Source organism: Enterobacter sp. PGRG2 (genome assembly GCF_030291195.1).
Taxonomy (GTDB): Bacteria; Pseudomonadota; Gammaproteobacteria; order Enterobacterales; family Enterobacteriaceae; genus Enterobacter_D.
The window spans coordinates 1,703,039-1,717,119 of sequence record NZ_CP127837.1 but is presented as its reverse complement, the minus strand read 5'-3'; the positions used below and the strand labels follow the sequence as shown (position 1 = coordinate 1,717,119).

14 protein-coding genes are annotated in these 14,081 nt (G+C 56.2%); 8 read left to right on the top strand and 6 right to left on the bottom strand.

The genetic code is table 11. The annotated features are described in order from the left end of the window. Positions 1–14 precede the first annotated feature (14 nt). Positions 15–65: a hypothetical protein gene (locus QRD42_RS07470; protein WP_212817365.1), complete on the bottom strand. Its 51-nt coding sequence runs from the start codon at positions 63–65 to the stop codon at positions 15–17. Positions 66–217: 152 nt separating this feature from the next. Between QRD42_RS07470 and pepA the strand changes: the two genes are divergently transcribed. From pepA to QRD42_RS07455, 3 genes are all read left to right on the top strand, one after another. Then, positions 218–1,729: a leucyl aminopeptidase gene (gene pepA, locus QRD42_RS07465; protein ID WP_072570373.1), complete on the top strand. Its 1,512-nt coding sequence runs from the start codon at positions 218–220 to the stop codon at positions 1,727–1,729. Between the two features lie 116 nt (positions 1,730–1,845). Continuing rightward, a complete protein-coding gene (holC, locus tag QRD42_RS07460) occupies positions 1,846–2,289 on the top strand; it encodes a DNA polymerase III subunit chi (protein WP_129361681.1) in 444 nt (147 codons plus the stop codon). Beyond that, complete coding sequence (locus QRD42_RS07455) at positions 2,289–5,144, top strand: valine--tRNA ligase (protein WP_321988530.1); 2,856 nt, start codon at positions 2,289–2,291, stop codon at positions 5,142–5,144. The genes holC and QRD42_RS07455 overlap by 1 nt, the downstream gene beginning before the upstream one ends. Positions 5,145–5,198: 54 nt before the next feature. Here QRD42_RS07455 and QRD42_RS07450 read toward each other — a convergent pair whose 3' ends face one another. Together QRD42_RS07450 and QRD42_RS07445 are read right to left on the bottom strand one after the other, a co-directional pair. After that, positions 5,199–6,221, bottom strand: coding sequence for a M48 family metallopeptidase (locus tag QRD42_RS07450; RefSeq protein WP_321988529.1), 1,023 nt, complete (start codon positions 6,219–6,221; stop codon positions 5,199–5,201). After that, entirely contained in the window at positions 6,208–7,371 is a 1,164-nt protein-coding gene (locus QRD42_RS07445) for a YjgN family protein (RefSeq protein WP_321988528.1), read from the bottom strand. Before QRD42_RS07445 ends, QRD42_RS07450 begins: the two co-directional genes overlap by 14 nt. Before the next feature lie 213 nt (positions 7,372–7,584). Between QRD42_RS07445 and QRD42_RS07440 the strand changes: the two genes are divergently transcribed. After that, entirely contained in the window at positions 7,585–8,097 is a 513-nt protein-coding gene (locus QRD42_RS07440) for a GNAT family N-acetyltransferase (protein WP_321988527.1), read from the top strand. A 47-nt stretch (positions 8,098–8,144) separates the two neighbouring features. Here the strand turns inward: QRD42_RS07440 and QRD42_RS07435 are convergent, their stop codons facing one another. Together QRD42_RS07435 and rraB are read right to left on the bottom strand one after the other, a co-directional pair. Continuing rightward, on the bottom strand, positions 8,145–8,876 hold the full coding sequence (locus tag QRD42_RS07435) for a topoisomerase II (protein ID WP_321988526.1): 732 nt from the start codon (positions 8,874–8,876) through the stop codon (positions 8,145–8,147). Between the two features lie 168 nt (positions 8,877–9,044). Next, a complete protein-coding gene (gene rraB / locus QRD42_RS07430) occupies positions 9,045–9,464 on the bottom strand; it encodes a ribonuclease E inhibitor RraB (protein ID WP_321988525.1) in 420 nt (139 codons plus the stop codon). Between the two features lie 99 nt (positions 9,465–9,563). Here rraB and argL point away from each other — a divergent pair, with 99 nt between their 5' ends. Beyond that, entirely contained in the window at positions 9,564–9,719 is a 156-nt protein-coding gene (gene argL, locus QRD42_RS19595; RefSeq protein ID WP_415877733.1) for a putative translational regulatory protein ArgL, read from the top strand. Next, positions 9,662–10,633: an ornithine carbamoyltransferase gene (gene argF, locus QRD42_RS07425; RefSeq protein WP_415877737.1), complete on the top strand. Its 972-nt coding sequence runs from the start codon at positions 9,662–9,664 to the stop codon at positions 10,631–10,633. The genes argL and argF overlap by 58 nt, the downstream gene beginning before the upstream one ends. 99 nt (positions 10,634–10,732) lie before the next feature. Here the strand turns inward: argF and QRD42_RS07420 are convergent, their stop codons facing one another. Continuing rightward, complete coding sequence (locus QRD42_RS07420) at positions 10,733–11,185, bottom strand: YhcH/YjgK/YiaL family protein (RefSeq protein WP_072570365.1); 453 nt, start codon at positions 11,183–11,185, stop codon at positions 10,733–10,735. 672 nt (positions 11,186–11,857) lie between these two features. Between QRD42_RS07420 and arcA the strand changes: the two genes are divergently transcribed. Beyond that, positions 11,858–13,078, top strand: a complete 1,221-nt coding sequence (gene arcA, locus QRD42_RS07415; RefSeq protein WP_321988523.1) for an arginine deiminase — start codon at positions 11,858–11,860, stop codon at positions 13,076–13,078. Positions 13,079–13,088: 10 nt separating this feature from the next. Further along, entirely contained in the window at positions 13,089–14,000 is a 912-nt protein-coding gene (locus QRD42_RS07410; protein WP_321988522.1) for a carbamate kinase, read from the top strand. The last annotated feature ends 81 nt before the right edge of the window (positions 14,001–14,081 follow it).

Sequence of the window (14,081 nt, the reverse complement as noted above, 5' to 3'; positions counted from 1 at the left end):
TCATGGCTTAAACGTCATTTATTCTCTTGAGTCGTTGAAATCATCGCTAAGATAACAAAACTCAGCGGATTCGCGGTTTAGAATAAGTTCTGACGTGTTGAACCGTAATAACGTTAAGATTAACACGAAGTCACCGCAACAGCGGACATGAGTTACGAAAGCTTGCAATTCTATCCGTACCCATGGCTGTTGTCTTTAAGATTCAGGAGCGTAGTGCATGGAGTTCAGTGTAAAAAGCGGTAGCCCGGAGAAACAGCGGAGTGCCTGCATCGTTGTTGGCGTATTTGAACCACGCCGACTTTCTCCCATCGCCGAACAACTCGATAAAATAAGCGATGGCTATATCAGCGCGCTGCTGCGTCGCGGCGAACTGGAAGGCAAACCGGGACAAACGTTATTGCTTCACCACGTTCCTAATGTGCTTTCCGAACGTATTCTGCTGATCGGCTGTGGCAAAGAGCGCGAGCTGGATGAGCGTCAGTATAAGCAGGTTATTCAGAAAACGATAAATACCCTGAATGATACCGGCTCCATGGAAGCGGTCTGCTTCCTGACCGAACTGCACGTTAAAGGCCGCAATACGTACTGGAAAGTACGCCAGGCGGTGGAGACGGCAAAAGAGACGCTGTACAGCTTCGATCAGCTGAAAACCACAAAAAGCGAGCCGCGTCGTCCACTGCGTAAAATGGTGTTCAACGTGCCGACCCGCCGTGAACTGACCAGCGGCGAGCGCGCTATTCAGCACGGTCTGGCGATTGCCGCCGGTATTAAAGCGGCGAAAGATCTCGGCAATATGCCGCCAAACATCTGTAATGCCGGTTATCTGGCTTCCCAGGCGCGCCAGCTGGCGGATTCCTTCAGCCAGAACGTCGTCACCCGCGTAATCGGCGAGCAGCAGATGCGCGAGCTGGGTATGCACTCTTATCTGGCGGTGGGTCAGGGTTCGCAGAATGAATCCCTGATGTCCGTTATCGAATACAAAGGCAGCAGCGACGAAGACGCGCGTCCGATTGTGCTGGTGGGTAAAGGCCTGACCTTTGACTCCGGCGGTATCTCCATCAAACCTGCCGAAGGCATGGACGAGATGAAGTACGACATGTGCGGCGCGGCGGCGGTGTACGGCGTTATGCGGATGGTGGCGGAACTCCAGCTGCCGATTAACGTCGTGGGCGTGCTGGCGGGCTGTGAAAACATGCCTGGCGGGCGCGCTTATCGTCCGGGCGATGTGCTGACCACTATGTCCGGTCAGACGGTGGAAGTCCTGAACACCGACGCCGAAGGCCGCCTGGTGCTGTGCGACGTGCTGACCTACGTTGAACGTTTTGATCCGGAAGCGGTGATCGACGTGGCGACCCTCACCGGCGCCTGTGTCATCGCGCTGGGTCATCACATCACCGGTCTGCTGTCGAACCACAATCCGCTGGCGCACGAACTGATCAGCGCCTCCGAACAGGCGGGCGACCGCGCGTGGCGTCTGCCGATGGCCGATGAGTTCCAGGAACAGCTGGAATCTAATTTTGCCGATATGGCGAACATTGGCGGCCGTCCTGGCGGGGCGATCACCGCGGGCTGCTTCCTGGCGCGCTTCACCCGTAAATATAACTGGGCGCACCTGGACATCGCCGGCACCGCATGGCGCTCCGGCAAAGCCAAAGGCGCGACCGGTCGTCCGGTGGCGCTGCTGTCGCAGTTCCTGCTCAATCGCGCGGGTTTTAACGGCGACGAGTGATGTAAAGTGCCGGGTGGCGGCTTCGCCTTACCCGGCCTACACGCCACTCAACCGTAGGCCGGGTAAGCGTGCGCCACCCGGCTTCACATTTAAATCCATCAAAGAAGCCCCATATCATGAAAAACGCGACGTTCTACCTTCTGGACAATGACGACACCGTAGATGGCCTCAGCGCCGTTGAACAACTGGTGTGTGAAATTGCCGCGGAACGTTGGCGCAACGGCAAGCGCGTGCTGATCGCCTGCGAGGATGAGCAACAGGCGATCCGTCTTGACGAGGCCCTGTGGGCGCGTCCGGCGGAGAGTTTTGTGCCGCATAATCTGGCGGGTGAAGGACCACGGGGCGGCGCGCCGGTGGAGATCGCCTGGCCGCAAAAACGCAACAGCAGCCCGCGCGATCTGTTAATCGCTTTACGCGTTAACTTTGCAGATTTTGCCACCGCTTTCACAGAAGTGGTAGACTTCGTCCCCTACGAAGAAACTTTGAAACAACTGGCTCGCGAGCGCTATAAAGCCTATCGCCTGGCTGGTTTTAACCTGAATACGGCAACCTGGAAATAATGGAAAAGACATATAACCCACAAGATATCGAACAGCCGCTTTACGAGCACTGGGAGCAGCAGGGCTATTTCAAACCGAATGGCGATGAAAGCCAGGAAAGCTTCTGCATCATGATCCCGCCGCCGAACGTCACCGGCAGTTTGCATATGGGTCACGCCTTCCAGCAAACCATCATGGATACCCTGATCCGCTACCAGCGTATGCAGGGCAAAAATACCCTGTGGCAGGTGGGTACCGACCACGCCGGTATCGCCACGCAGATGGTGGTTGAGCGCAAAATTGCCGCCGAAGAAGGTAAAACCCGCCACGATTACGGCCGCGACGCCTTTATCGACAAAATCTGGCAGTGGAAAGCGGAATCCGGCGGCACCATTACCCGTCAGATGCGCCGCCTGGGTAACTCCGTGGACTGGGAGCGCGAGCGCTTCACCATGGACGAAGGCCTGTCCAACGCCGTAAAAGAAGTCTTCGTGCGCCTGTATAAAGAAGATCTGATTTACCGCGGTAAGCGCCTGGTGAACTGGGATCCGAAACTGCGCACCGCGATTTCCGATCTGGAAGTGGAAAACCGCGAGTCGAAAGGCTCCATGTGGCACATCCGCTATCCGCTGGCTGACGGCGCGAAAACCGCCGACGGCAAAGATTACCTGGTGGTCGCCACTACCCGTCCGGAAACCCTGCTGGGCGATACCGGCGTGGCGGTTAACCCGGAGGATCCGCGTTATAAAGATCTGATCGGCAAATTCGTCATGCTGCCGCTGGTGGATCGTCGCATCCCGATCGTCGGCGATGAGCACGCGGACATGACCAAAGGCACCGGCTGCGTGAAGATCACCCCGGCGCACGATTTTAACGACTACGAAGTGGGTCGTCGTCACCAGCTGCCGATGATCAACATTCTGACCTTTGACGGCGACATCCGTGACGTGGCCGAAGTGTATGACACCAAAGGCAACGAATCCGACGTTTACTCAGGCGCGATCCCGGCGCAGTTCCAGAAGCTGGAACGTTTTGCTGCCCGTAAAGCGGTAGTGGCGGCGGTTGACGCCCTCGGCCTGCTCGAAGAGATCAAACCGCACGACCTGACCGTGCCTTACGGCGACCGTGGCGGCGTGGTGATCGAGCCGATGCTGACCGACCAGTGGTATGTCCGTGCGGACGTGCTGGCGAAACCGGCGGTGGAAGCAGTAGAAAACGGCGATATCCAGTTTGTGCCGAAGCAGTACGAAAACATGTACTTCTCCTGGATGCGCGACATTCAGGACTGGTGTATCTCCCGCCAGCTGTGGTGGGGTCACCGTATTCCGGCATGGTACGACAACGACGGCAACGTCTACGTTGGCCGCAGTGAAGAAGAAGTGCGCAGCGAAAACAACCTCCCTGCGGACGTTGCCCTGCGCCAGGACGAAGACGTGCTGGACACCTGGTTCTCCTCCGCGCTCTGGACCTTCTCCACCCTCGGCTGGCCGGAAAACACTGACGCGCTGCGCCAGTTCCACCCGACCTCGGTGATGGTGTCCGGCTTCGACATTATCTTCTTCTGGATCGCGCGCATGATCATGATGACCATGCACTTCATCAAAGATGAAAACGGCAAGCCGCAGGTACCGTTTAAAACCGTTTATATGACCGGTCTTATCCGCGATGACGAAGGCCAGAAGATGTCCAAATCCAAGGGCAACGTCATTGACCCGCTGGATATGGTGGACGGGATCTCCCTGCCGGATCTGCTGGAAAAACGCACCGGCAACATGATGCAGCCGCAGCTGGCGGAAAAAATCGCTAAGCGTACCGAGAAGCAGTTCCCGGACGGCATTGAGCCGCACGGTACCGACGCCCTGCGTTTCACCCTGGCGGCGCTGGCCTCAACCGGCCGCGACATCAACTGGGACATGAAGCGCCTGGAAGGTTACCGTAACTTCTGTAACAAACTGTGGAACGCCAGCCGCTTTGTGCTGATGAACACCGAAGATCAGGATTGTGGCTTCAACGGCGGCGAACTGACGCTGTCGCTGGCGGATCGCTGGATCCTCGCCGAGTTCAACCGTACGGTGAAAGCCTACCGTGAAGCGCTGGACAGCTACCGCTTTGATATTGCCGCGGGCATTCTGTACGAGTTCACCTGGAACCAGTTCTGCGACTGGTATCTGGAGCTGACCAAGCCGGTAATGAACGGCGGTTCCGAAGCGGAACTGCGCGGCACGCGTAATACGCTGGTGACGGTGCTGGAAGGTCTGCTGCGTCTGGCGCACCCGATTATTCCGTTCATCACCGAAACCATCTGGCAGCGCGTGAAAGTGCTGAAAGGCATTACCGCCGACACCATCATGCTGCAACCCTTCCCGCAGTTTGATTCGGCACTGGCAGACGACGCGGCGCTGGCGGATACCGAGTGGCTGAAACAGGCGATTGTCGCGGTGCGTAACATCCGCGCTGAGATGAACCTCTCCCCTGCTAAACCGCTGGCGCTGCTGCTGCGCGGTTGCAGCGATGAGGTTATCCGTCGCGTGACGGAAAACCGCAGCTTCCTGCAAACCCTGGCGCGCCTGGAAAGCATCACCGTGCTGCCTGCTGACGACAAAGGGCCGGTATCGGTCACCAAAATCGTTGACGGTGCCGAACTGCTGATCCCGATGGCGGGTCTGGTGGACAAAGCCGCAGAGCTGGAGCGTCTGGCAAAAGAAGTGGCGAAGATCGAGCAGGAAATCGCGAAAATCGAAAGCAAACTGGGTAACGAAGGTTTTGTGGCGCGCGCGCCGGAAGCCGTGGTTGCCAAAGAGCGCGAGCGTCTGGACGGATTCGCCCAGGCCAAAGCGAAGCTGATTGAGCAGCAGGGCGTGATCGCCGCGCTGTAAGCGGTTCATCGTGAATAAAAAACCGGGCCGCTGCGCCCGGTTTTTTTATGCCTTTTATTGCGTGGCGTTGCGGATGGTCTCCAGCCGCTCCTGCATCGCCGGATGCGTGCTGAGCCAGTCCGGGATCGCCCACTTGTCGTCATCCTTGCCCTCCTCGCCCAGCGCGGTGAAAATTTGCAGCATCGCGCTTAACGGTCGTCCCTGGCGCTGCATTTCCGCCAGCGCAAAGCGATCCGCTTCGCTCTCCATACTGCGTGAGAAGCGCATCTCGTTCACCAGCACCGCTGACTGCAACAGGGTATCGCCGATGCCGCTGACGTCACCCATCACCCACAACAGGGTGATGGAGATCAGCGACGAGCGCACCACCATCTGCATGGAGTGCCGGTAACGGTAATGGCCGATCTCATGCAGCATTACGGCGGCCAGCGCATCGTCGCTTTTCGCCAGCCGCACCAGCTGGTCGCTGAGCATCATGGTGCCATCCGGCAGCATTAACGCATTCGCCCCCAGCGGGAAATGCATGATGCGCAGGCGCAGGCCCGTCTGATCGCGCATATCCTGCGGGATCACCGTCCGGAACAGCGTCTGCAACTGCTGCTGGCGCGCAGTACTCAGTTTGCTCTCCGTCAGCCCCTGCTCTTCCAGATAAGCGGCGCTGTAGCGGCCAAGCTGCTGCTCAATGCTCACCGGTAATTGTTGAGCGATAACGCCACTCAGCCACGGCAGCAGCACCCAGACGTAAAATACCCCCACCAGCACGGTGGCGAACAGCATCGCCACCACGCCACGTTTGTGCTGCTCCAGGCGGTGGACCAGCCCCGGGCGCCGGTGGCGGAAATACCACTGGCGAAACGCCTTATCGTCACCCGGCGCAAAACGGCCGCCGTCGGCAAAGGTGAGCGACAACGGAATATCTCCCAGCGCCTCTGACACGGTCAGCGCCGCCAGCGGGTACGTCTCGTCGCCGCTATCCCGGTGCAGCGTCACCGCCCCGTCATGCAACGTCAGACGGGCCGCCTCACGGGCAGCCCGACCGGGATACTGATAAAAGCCGCTGAGATCACAGCCCGACATTGATATCCAGCGCCTGCACCAGCTCTTCCGTCACGGCAGCGGGAGCCTGTTCACCGTGGGCGCGTACGGTCAGCAGATCCAGATCCCCTTCCACCTCCAGCGTTTGCAGCAGGTAACGCGCATGACGCACATGAGCAAACGGCGAGGCAATGCCTAAAGAGAAGATAACGATCAGCGCATTGGTGAACAGCAGGCCGAGGTAGGAGGTGAATTTCATGCTGGAGTGCAGACGCAGCGCGCCGCCGTTCAATGTGGTCTGATTTGCCACGTAATTACGGTGCGCCACAATCAGCCAGGCCGCCGCCATCATGCCGCCTGCCAGCGCCACCACATAAGCCAGAATAATCAGGCCTATATTGCTCAGCACCATCATGGCGATCGCATCTTCAGAACCACCGTAGACGCTCGCCTGCATAATGGAGTAAAACATTTTGGCGAAGATCAGCCCAAGAATAATCAGCACCGGCACCACAAAGAGCGCGGCTTTAAAGGCCATTTTGACAAAGGCGTCTTTATTCATGTCGCCTTTGAACGCGGCATCGCCAAAGAAAAGGTTGTTCACGTAGAGGTCGTAAGTCAGCGCGGAATTAATCCCCTGAATGAGGATCGCGCCCGGCACAAAAATCACCACCATCAGCAGAATACCCAGCATCGGGTTGGTGAAAAAATTCACCAGCGACACGATAACAATCAGCGCCGCGAAAGCCAGCAGCGGGAAGCCGAGGAATACCCAGTAGGCGCGACCAACGCGGCAGAGGTAGTTAAAACGCACGCCGCGGTAGCTGGACATAATGGCATTGAAGCGCCAGCTGCGGATAATAATCCACGGCAGCAACGCAATAAACGCCAGCATGATCACCATTCCCAGCACTTCACTTGCCATGAAACAGAGGTAGAAAATAACGATGCCAACAAAGGCGATGATACGACCGACCAGAATTTGCATCGGACGGGCATGATAATCAAAGCGATCGCCCGCCAGCTCGGTATTGCCATAAAAATAACGGTAGGTTCTGACTTTCGCCCAGGCGGAATATATGCCAAGGGTAATAACAGACAAGAAGATATTCACCAGCCATATTGTAAAATAGTCGCCGCCATCCCCGTGAAACTTGATTTGATGACGCTGTGTTTTAGTTAAGGAATCCATACTTTTTCGTCCTGAAATGAATGATTAAAACCCTTATTACAAGGGGGAATTAACGTCACGCAGCACAATGTACTGCGCGGAACTTCATTACCGTATACCGGCAATAAAATGGAAAAGTGTTAATGCAGGCTTTTATTTTTCATCCCGCGAGGTCTGTTTTATAGTGGGGGCTTGTCCAAAGACTTTTACTGTCCCACGTTTCCAGGTTATCCCATGCAGAATAATGCACTCAGTATGACAGGCGAATTACGGCTTCGCCCTCTCCAGGAAAAAGATAATCCGGTCATTGCCCGCGTGATCCGCGAGGTTTCGGCTGAATTCGGACTCACGGCGGATAAAGGCTACACCGTGGCCGATCCTAATCTGGACGCGTTGTTCCAGCTCTACAGCCAGCCACGCCATGCTTACTGGGTGGTGGAGCAGGACGGCCAGGTAGTGGGGGGCGGTGGTATCGCGCCGCTGACCTGTAGCGATCCGGACATTTGCGAACTGCAAAAAATGTATTTTCTGCCGGGCATTCGCGGTAAAGGCCTGGCGCGCCAGCTCGCCCTTTCCGCCCTGGATTTCGCTCGTGAGCAGGGTTTTACCCGCTGCTACCTCGAAACCACGGCCTTTCTGAAAGACGCCATTGCCCTATATGAGCGTCTGGGCTTTGCGCATATCGACGCGCCGCTGGGCTGCACCGGGCACGTGGACTGCGAAGTCCGCATGCTAAAAGCGTTGTAATACTCGTTAACTGACCCTCCCCTTTCGGGAGGGCCATCAGAGAGGCGTTATTGCGCCATCATAAAACGCACAATACCCGCGGCTTTATCAGCCGGTAGCGCCAGCACATTGCTCCACATCTCTTCCACCATATCGCAGGTCAGCTTCTCTTTGCCCACGCCCTTCTGCGGCTCAGACAAAATGGCCACATCATCGCCATATTTTTTCACCAGCGTGGCGGCAACGGCCTGAAGATCCTGCTGGGCGCGTTCACGCTCCTGCGGCGTCGCAGTGTGTTTGCCCGCGCCGTATGCCGAACGCATCATATCGGCGTCCACGGTGGCGCGGTAGGTCAGCATCTCTTTGGACAGTACACGCATCGGATTGATCCCGCCTTTCACGTTCGGGAACAGGAAGCGGTAGCAGTCATCGTCACTCACCTTCTGGATCGCCGCCGTCTGCTCCATATTCACTTTCATATAGCGCACCACCTGATCGTCCGGCGCCGATTGCAGACGCGAGATCTGGATCTGCAAAATTTCCGGCTGGATGACGTCGATAATTTGTTGCTCCGTTTTGCCCTCTTTCTGCATAGCCAGCGCGCGGCCACGCAGCTTCGACCAGTACTCCGGCTCCTGCTCTTTTAGCACCGTAAAGGAGGGAAATTGCGCCATCGCGGCGTCAAACTTCTGCTCCTCGGTGAGCCCGGATTGCGAGGGACGGGAACCGATAAAAAAACCGACGGCAGTGGCGACAACAAGTACGACGATAAGGGATATGACAATCCGTGACAGTTTCATCCTGACTCTCTGTATAGGTTGTTAAAAAGTTATAGTGAAAAAAAGGAGAGGTATGTTACGCAACATCGGATTCGGTCGCACCTGCCAGAAATTGGTGCATTTGAGGGCGTTTTGGTGGGAATGCCTGCGGGAAAGGTGGTACGGCAGCAGGCGCTGCCGCACTTTTACTTAGTGGCGAACGCCGTCGTCGTCTTCGTCCAGCAGATCTTCTTCGTCGTCGCCTTCTTCGCCGTTAGGATCCTCGTAGTAGGTGCCCCAGCCGTCGTATTCAACGTCGAATTTTTCTGCCAGCGTCATTAGCTGCTCAACCTGCGCATCAATCAGCTCTGCCTTGAGTGCGGATTCGCTGAGGATGTCACAGCAGATCACCACTTCGCCTTCTTCCACTTCCAGCTCTTCCGGCTCGGTGACTTCATAACCCAGTTTGAACGCCTCGACCGCCACTTTCTCCAGCGTTTCGAAATCGTCAGCGGAAAGATGATGCTCGATGGTGTACAGCGCGTCAGGATCGCTGCCGTCTTCCAGCAGTTCTTCAATAATCAAACGCGTTTCTTCGCGTTGCTCTTCCAGTTGCTCCGGGTTTGCCATGGATCGTTCCTCATAATGTGCGGCAGATACTCTTATTTTCACACACCGCTGACAATGCCTCCACTCCTGACCGAAAAGATTTGTTAAACAGGGTTGCAAATGAATATTTACATATATAAAGTGAATTTTAATTCAATAAGTGGCCTGAGCCATGTGAGGGAAATATGTCTGCATTATTCCGGAAGCACTTTCTTAAACTGCTCGATTTTACACCCGCTGAAATCCACACCCTGCTGGCGCTCGCCGCACAACTGAAAGCCGATAAGAAAAAAGGTAAAGAAGTACAGAAACTTACTGGTAAAAACATCGCGCTCATCTTCGAAAAAGACTCAACCCGCACACGATGCTCTTTCGAAGTTGCCGCATTTGACCAAGGCGCGCGCGTCACCTATCTCGGCCCTGCCGGTAGTCAGATTGGGCATAAAGAATCAATTAAGGATACCGCGCGCGTGCTGGGACGCATGTACGACGGCATTCAGTACCGTGGTTTCGGGCAGGAAGTTGTTGAAACGCTGGCAGAATATGCCGGCGTGCCGGTATGGAATGGCCTGACCAACGAGTTCCACCCAACGCAATTGCTGGCGGATCTGCTCACCATGCAGGAGCATCTGCCGGGCAAAGCCTTTAATGAGATGACGCTGGTATATGCCGGTGATGCGCGTAACAACATGGGCAACTCGATGCTGGAAGCCGCCGCGCTGGTCGGGCTGGATCTGCGTCTGGTCGCACCCAAAGCCTGCTGGCCGGACGCGAGCCTGGTGGCCGAGTGCACGGCGCTGGCGGTGAAAAACGGTGGCAATATCACGCTGACGGAAGATGTCGCCGCTGGCGTGAAAGGCGCTGACTTTGTTTATACCGACGTCTGGGTATCGATGGGCGAAGCCAAAGAGAAGTGGGCGGAGCGTATTGCATTACTGCGCGGCTATCAGGTGAACCGCCAGATGCTGACGCTGACCGGCAATCCGCAGGTGAAATTCCTGCACTGCCTGCCCGCGTTTCACGACGATCAAACGACGCTCGGCAAACAGATGGCGGAGACCTATGGCCTGCGTGGCGGCATGGAAGTCACCGATGAGGTGTTTGAATCGGCAAACAGCGTGGTGTTTGATCAGGCGGAAAACCGTATGCACACCATTAAAGCGGTGATGGTGGCGACCCTGGCGGAGTGATGTATTGCCCGGCGGCGCAAGCTTGCCGGGCCTACGGTTACCATCGATGTTGAAGATGTTGTAGGCCGGGTAAGGCGTAGCCGCCACCCGGCAACACCATTACGCCACCAGCAGTTTCACCACCACTTTACGCACCGGCGCGGCCTCGCCCACGGCGCACAGCGGTTTGTGCACTTCCCCCGGGTAGAACACCACAAAATCCCCTTCGCTCAGCACCACCGTTTTTTCCTGCTCGCCTGCCGGCAAAAACGCGATGTCCTTGTCCGCCAGCCAGTCGGTATCCGGCGTACCGTTCGGCAGGGTGCTGAAGGTCATTCCTTCCTGCCCCTTCAATACGATCTGAATATCCAGATAGCGTGCGTGATACTCGGCGCGGCGCTCGGCGAACGGCTGCGTCATATCGTCAGACACCAGATAAAACAGGCGCGAGCCGTCAATATCATGCTTCCCGGTCGGGGTCGCGTCCGTGACGTGCTGCTTAACGTAGTCGATAGCCTGCGCCAGCTCCTGCGGCAGCCAGGACTGGAGATTGTGAATGTTGCCAACGATCATGATGAACTCCTCATATAAAACACTGTTTCATTTTTACGTGTTATACGAAAAATCCCTTTGCTGCACCACCTCTAAATGGAAAAGGTTTGCGATAACGCATGTTTATCGGCAAGCCTGTTACCAGACTGTTAACGCTGCGTCCGGACGTATGCAGTAATACTGCATAACTTTTTGCGCCGGCTTTGCGCCTTGATCTGCAACCTGCTGAAAATAGTGTGCTTATCAAAAAAACCACTTCCCGCTCACACTTTGCCGTACGGCATATTCAGGCGCACGTTTTCATATTTATTTTTTAATTCGACTTAATACCGCAATAATTTATTAGCCATTTTGCATAGTCATGCGAACATCTTTATTTTATCCAGAAATTTCAACATGATAGACAAAATAGAATTAATGAGTCAATGTACAAAATATTAACAACTAAAAATAATGACAGCAATTAATGCGTAGCAATGCACCGAGTTAAAATAGTCATTTGAGTATTCTCTGATGCCTGTCATGCAATAAGAAATAAAGTTCTGCAGTGCCGGTTTCACGTGAGCAATATCACATTATTAATAGCGACAGCCATTAGTATTACCGCCGAATTCACCTGAATACGAAGGGTTATGAAAATAGTCTTTTCATAACGCTGGCCCCTTTATTTCTAAAAAAGTGCAAGGAATAAATATGGAAAAGCATTATGTCGGTTCTGAAATTGGCCAATTGCGTAGCGTGATGTTACATCGCCCCAATCTTAGCCTGAAAAGACTGACGCCATCGAATTGCCAGGAGTTGTTATTTGACGACGTGTTATCGGTTGAGCGTGCGGGCGAGGAGCACGATATTTTTGCCAGTACGCTGCGCGATCAGGGCGTGGAAGTATTACTGCTCACTGACCTGCTTACCCAGACGCTGGATATACCGGATGCCAAAGGCTGGCTGTTGCAAACCCAGGTGTCAGATTACCGCCTCGGGCCTGCCTTTGCCGCCGACGTGCGCGGCTGGCTGGCGGATTTGCCGCATCGTGAACTGGCGCGGCGTTTAAGCGGCGGCCTGACCTACGGGGAAATTCCGGCTTTTATTAAAAATATGGTGGTGGATACCCATTCGGCGAATGACTTTATTATGAAGCCACTGCCTAACCATTTATTTACCCGCGATACCTCCTGCTGGATCTATAACGGCGTGTCTATTAACCCGATGGCTAAACCGGCACGCCAGCGGGAAACCAATAATCTGCGCGCCATTTATCGCTGGCATCCACAGTTTGCCGACGGCGATTTTATTAAATATTTCGGCGATGAAAATATTAATTATGACCATGCCACCATCGAAGGCGGCGACGTATTAGTCATTGGCCGCGGCGCGGTATTAATCGGTATGTCGGAACGCACTACGCCGCAGGGGGTGGAATTCCTCGCCAGCGCCCTGTTTAAACATCGCCAGGCCGAGCGGGTGATCGCCGTGGAACTGCCGAAGCACCGCTCCTGTATGCACCTCGATACCGTCATGACCCATATCGACGTCGATACCTTCTCCGTCTACCCGGAAGTGGTACGCAAAGACGCCCAGTGCTGGACGCTGACCCCCGACGGACGCGGCGGCATCAGCCGTTTACAGGAGCGAGGCCTGCTGCCTGCGCTGGAAAAAGCCCTGGGCGTGACGCAGATCCGCCTGATCACCACCGGCGGCGATGCCTTTGAAGCAGAACGCGAGCAGTGGAACGACGCCAACAATGTGTTAACCCTGCGCCCCGGCGTGGTGGTGGGCTATGAGCGCAACATCTGGACCAACGAAAAATACGACAAGGCAGGCATCACCGTGCTGCCGATCCCCGGCGACGAACTGGGCCGCGGTCGCGGCGGCGCGCGCTGCATGAGCTGCCCGCTTGAACGCGACGGCATTTAAGGAGAAGCCCATGGAACTGAAACCCACTCTCGTCGTCGCCCTCGGCGGCAATGCGCTGTTAAAACGCGGCGAGCCGCTGGAAGCCGACATTCAGCGCAAAAATATCCTGCTCGCGGCGCAGACCATCGCCCGGCTGACTCATGACTGGCGCGTGGTGCTGGTGCACGGCAACGGGCCGCAGGTGGGCCTGCTGGCGCTGCAAAACAGCGCCTATGACAAGGTCACGCCCTACCCGCTGGATGTGCTGGGCGCGGAAAGCCAGGGAATGATTGGCTACATGCTGCAACAGGCGCTGAAAAACCTGCTGCCGCAGCGGGAGATCAGCGTGCTGCTCACGCAGGTGGAAGTGGACGCTGCCGATCCGGCCTTCCGCCAGCCGACCAAATACATCGGCCCGGTGTATGACGAAGCCCAGGCCGCCGCACTGAAAGCGGAAAAAGGCTGGACCTTCAAAGCCGACGGGAATTATTTCCGCCGCGTGGTGCCCTCGCCGCAGCCCCGGCGCATCGTCGAGCGCGATGCCATTAACGCGCTGATCGGCCATGACCATCTGGTGATCTGCAACGGCGGCGGCGGCGTGCCGGTGGTGGAAAAAGCCGACGGCTACCACGGCATCGAGGCGGTGATCGACAAAGATCTCTCCGCGGCTCTGCTGGCGCGGCAGATCGAAGCCGATGCGCTGCTGATCCTCACCGACGCCGATGCGGTCTATGTCGGCTGGGGCACGCCAGCCCAGCGCCCGCTCACCCAGGTCACGCCAGAACAGCTTAACGGAATGACCTTTGATGCCGGATCCATGGGGCCGAAAGTCGCCGCCTGTTGCCGTTTTGTCGACGAGTGCCACGGCATCGCCGGGATAGGCGCGCTGACGGACGGCCCGGCGATCCTCGCCGGTGAGAAAGGTACGTTGATCCGGCATTAAGCCTTCATACCCTTTTGCCTGATGGCGGCTGCGCCTTATCAGGCCTACGGCCTGTAGGCCGGATAAGGCGAAGCCGCCATC

Excerpts from the sequence above, each read along its gene's own strand:
- argL (WP_415877733.1), top strand. The coding sequence starts at position 9,564 with ATGAATATTTACATATATAAAGTGAATTTTAATTCAATAAGTGGCCTG.
- rraB (WP_321988525.1), bottom strand. The coding sequence starts at position 9,464 with ATGGCAAACCCGGAGCAACTGGAAGAGCAACGCGAAGAAACGCGTTTG.
- QRD42_RS07455 (WP_321988530.1), top strand. The coding sequence starts at position 2,289 with ATGGAAAAGACATATAACCCACAAGATATCGAACAGCCGCTTTACGAG.
- holC (WP_129361681.1), top strand. The coding sequence starts at position 1,846 with ATGAAAAACGCGACGTTCTACCTTCTGGACAATGACGACACCGTAGAT.
- QRD42_RS07435 (WP_321988526.1), bottom strand. The coding sequence starts at position 8,876 with ATGAAACTGTCACGGATTGTCATATCCCTTATCGTCGTACTTGTTGTC.
- QRD42_RS07440 (WP_321988527.1), top strand. The coding sequence starts at position 7,585 with ATGCAGAATAATGCACTCAGTATGACAGGCGAATTACGGCTTCGCCCT.
- pepA (WP_072570373.1), top strand. The coding sequence starts at position 218 with ATGGAGTTCAGTGTAAAAAGCGGTAGCCCGGAGAAACAGCGGAGTGCC.
- QRD42_RS07450 (WP_321988529.1), bottom strand. The coding sequence starts at position 6,221 with ATGTCGGGCTGTGATCTCAGCGGCTTTTATCAGTATCCCGGTCGGGCT.
- arcA (WP_321988523.1), top strand. The coding sequence starts at position 11,858 with ATGGAAAAGCATTATGTCGGTTCTGAAATTGGCCAATTGCGTAGCGTG.
- QRD42_RS07410 (WP_321988522.1), top strand. The coding sequence starts at position 13,089 with ATGGAACTGAAACCCACTCTCGTCGTCGCCCTCGGCGGCAATGCGCTG.
- QRD42_RS07420 (WP_072570365.1), bottom strand. The coding sequence starts at position 11,185 with ATGATCGTTGGCAACATTCACAATCTCCAGTCCTGGCTGCCGCAGGAG.
- QRD42_RS07445 (WP_321988528.1), bottom strand. The coding sequence starts at position 7,371 with ATGGATTCCTTAACTAAAACACAGCGTCATCAAATCAAGTTTCACGGG.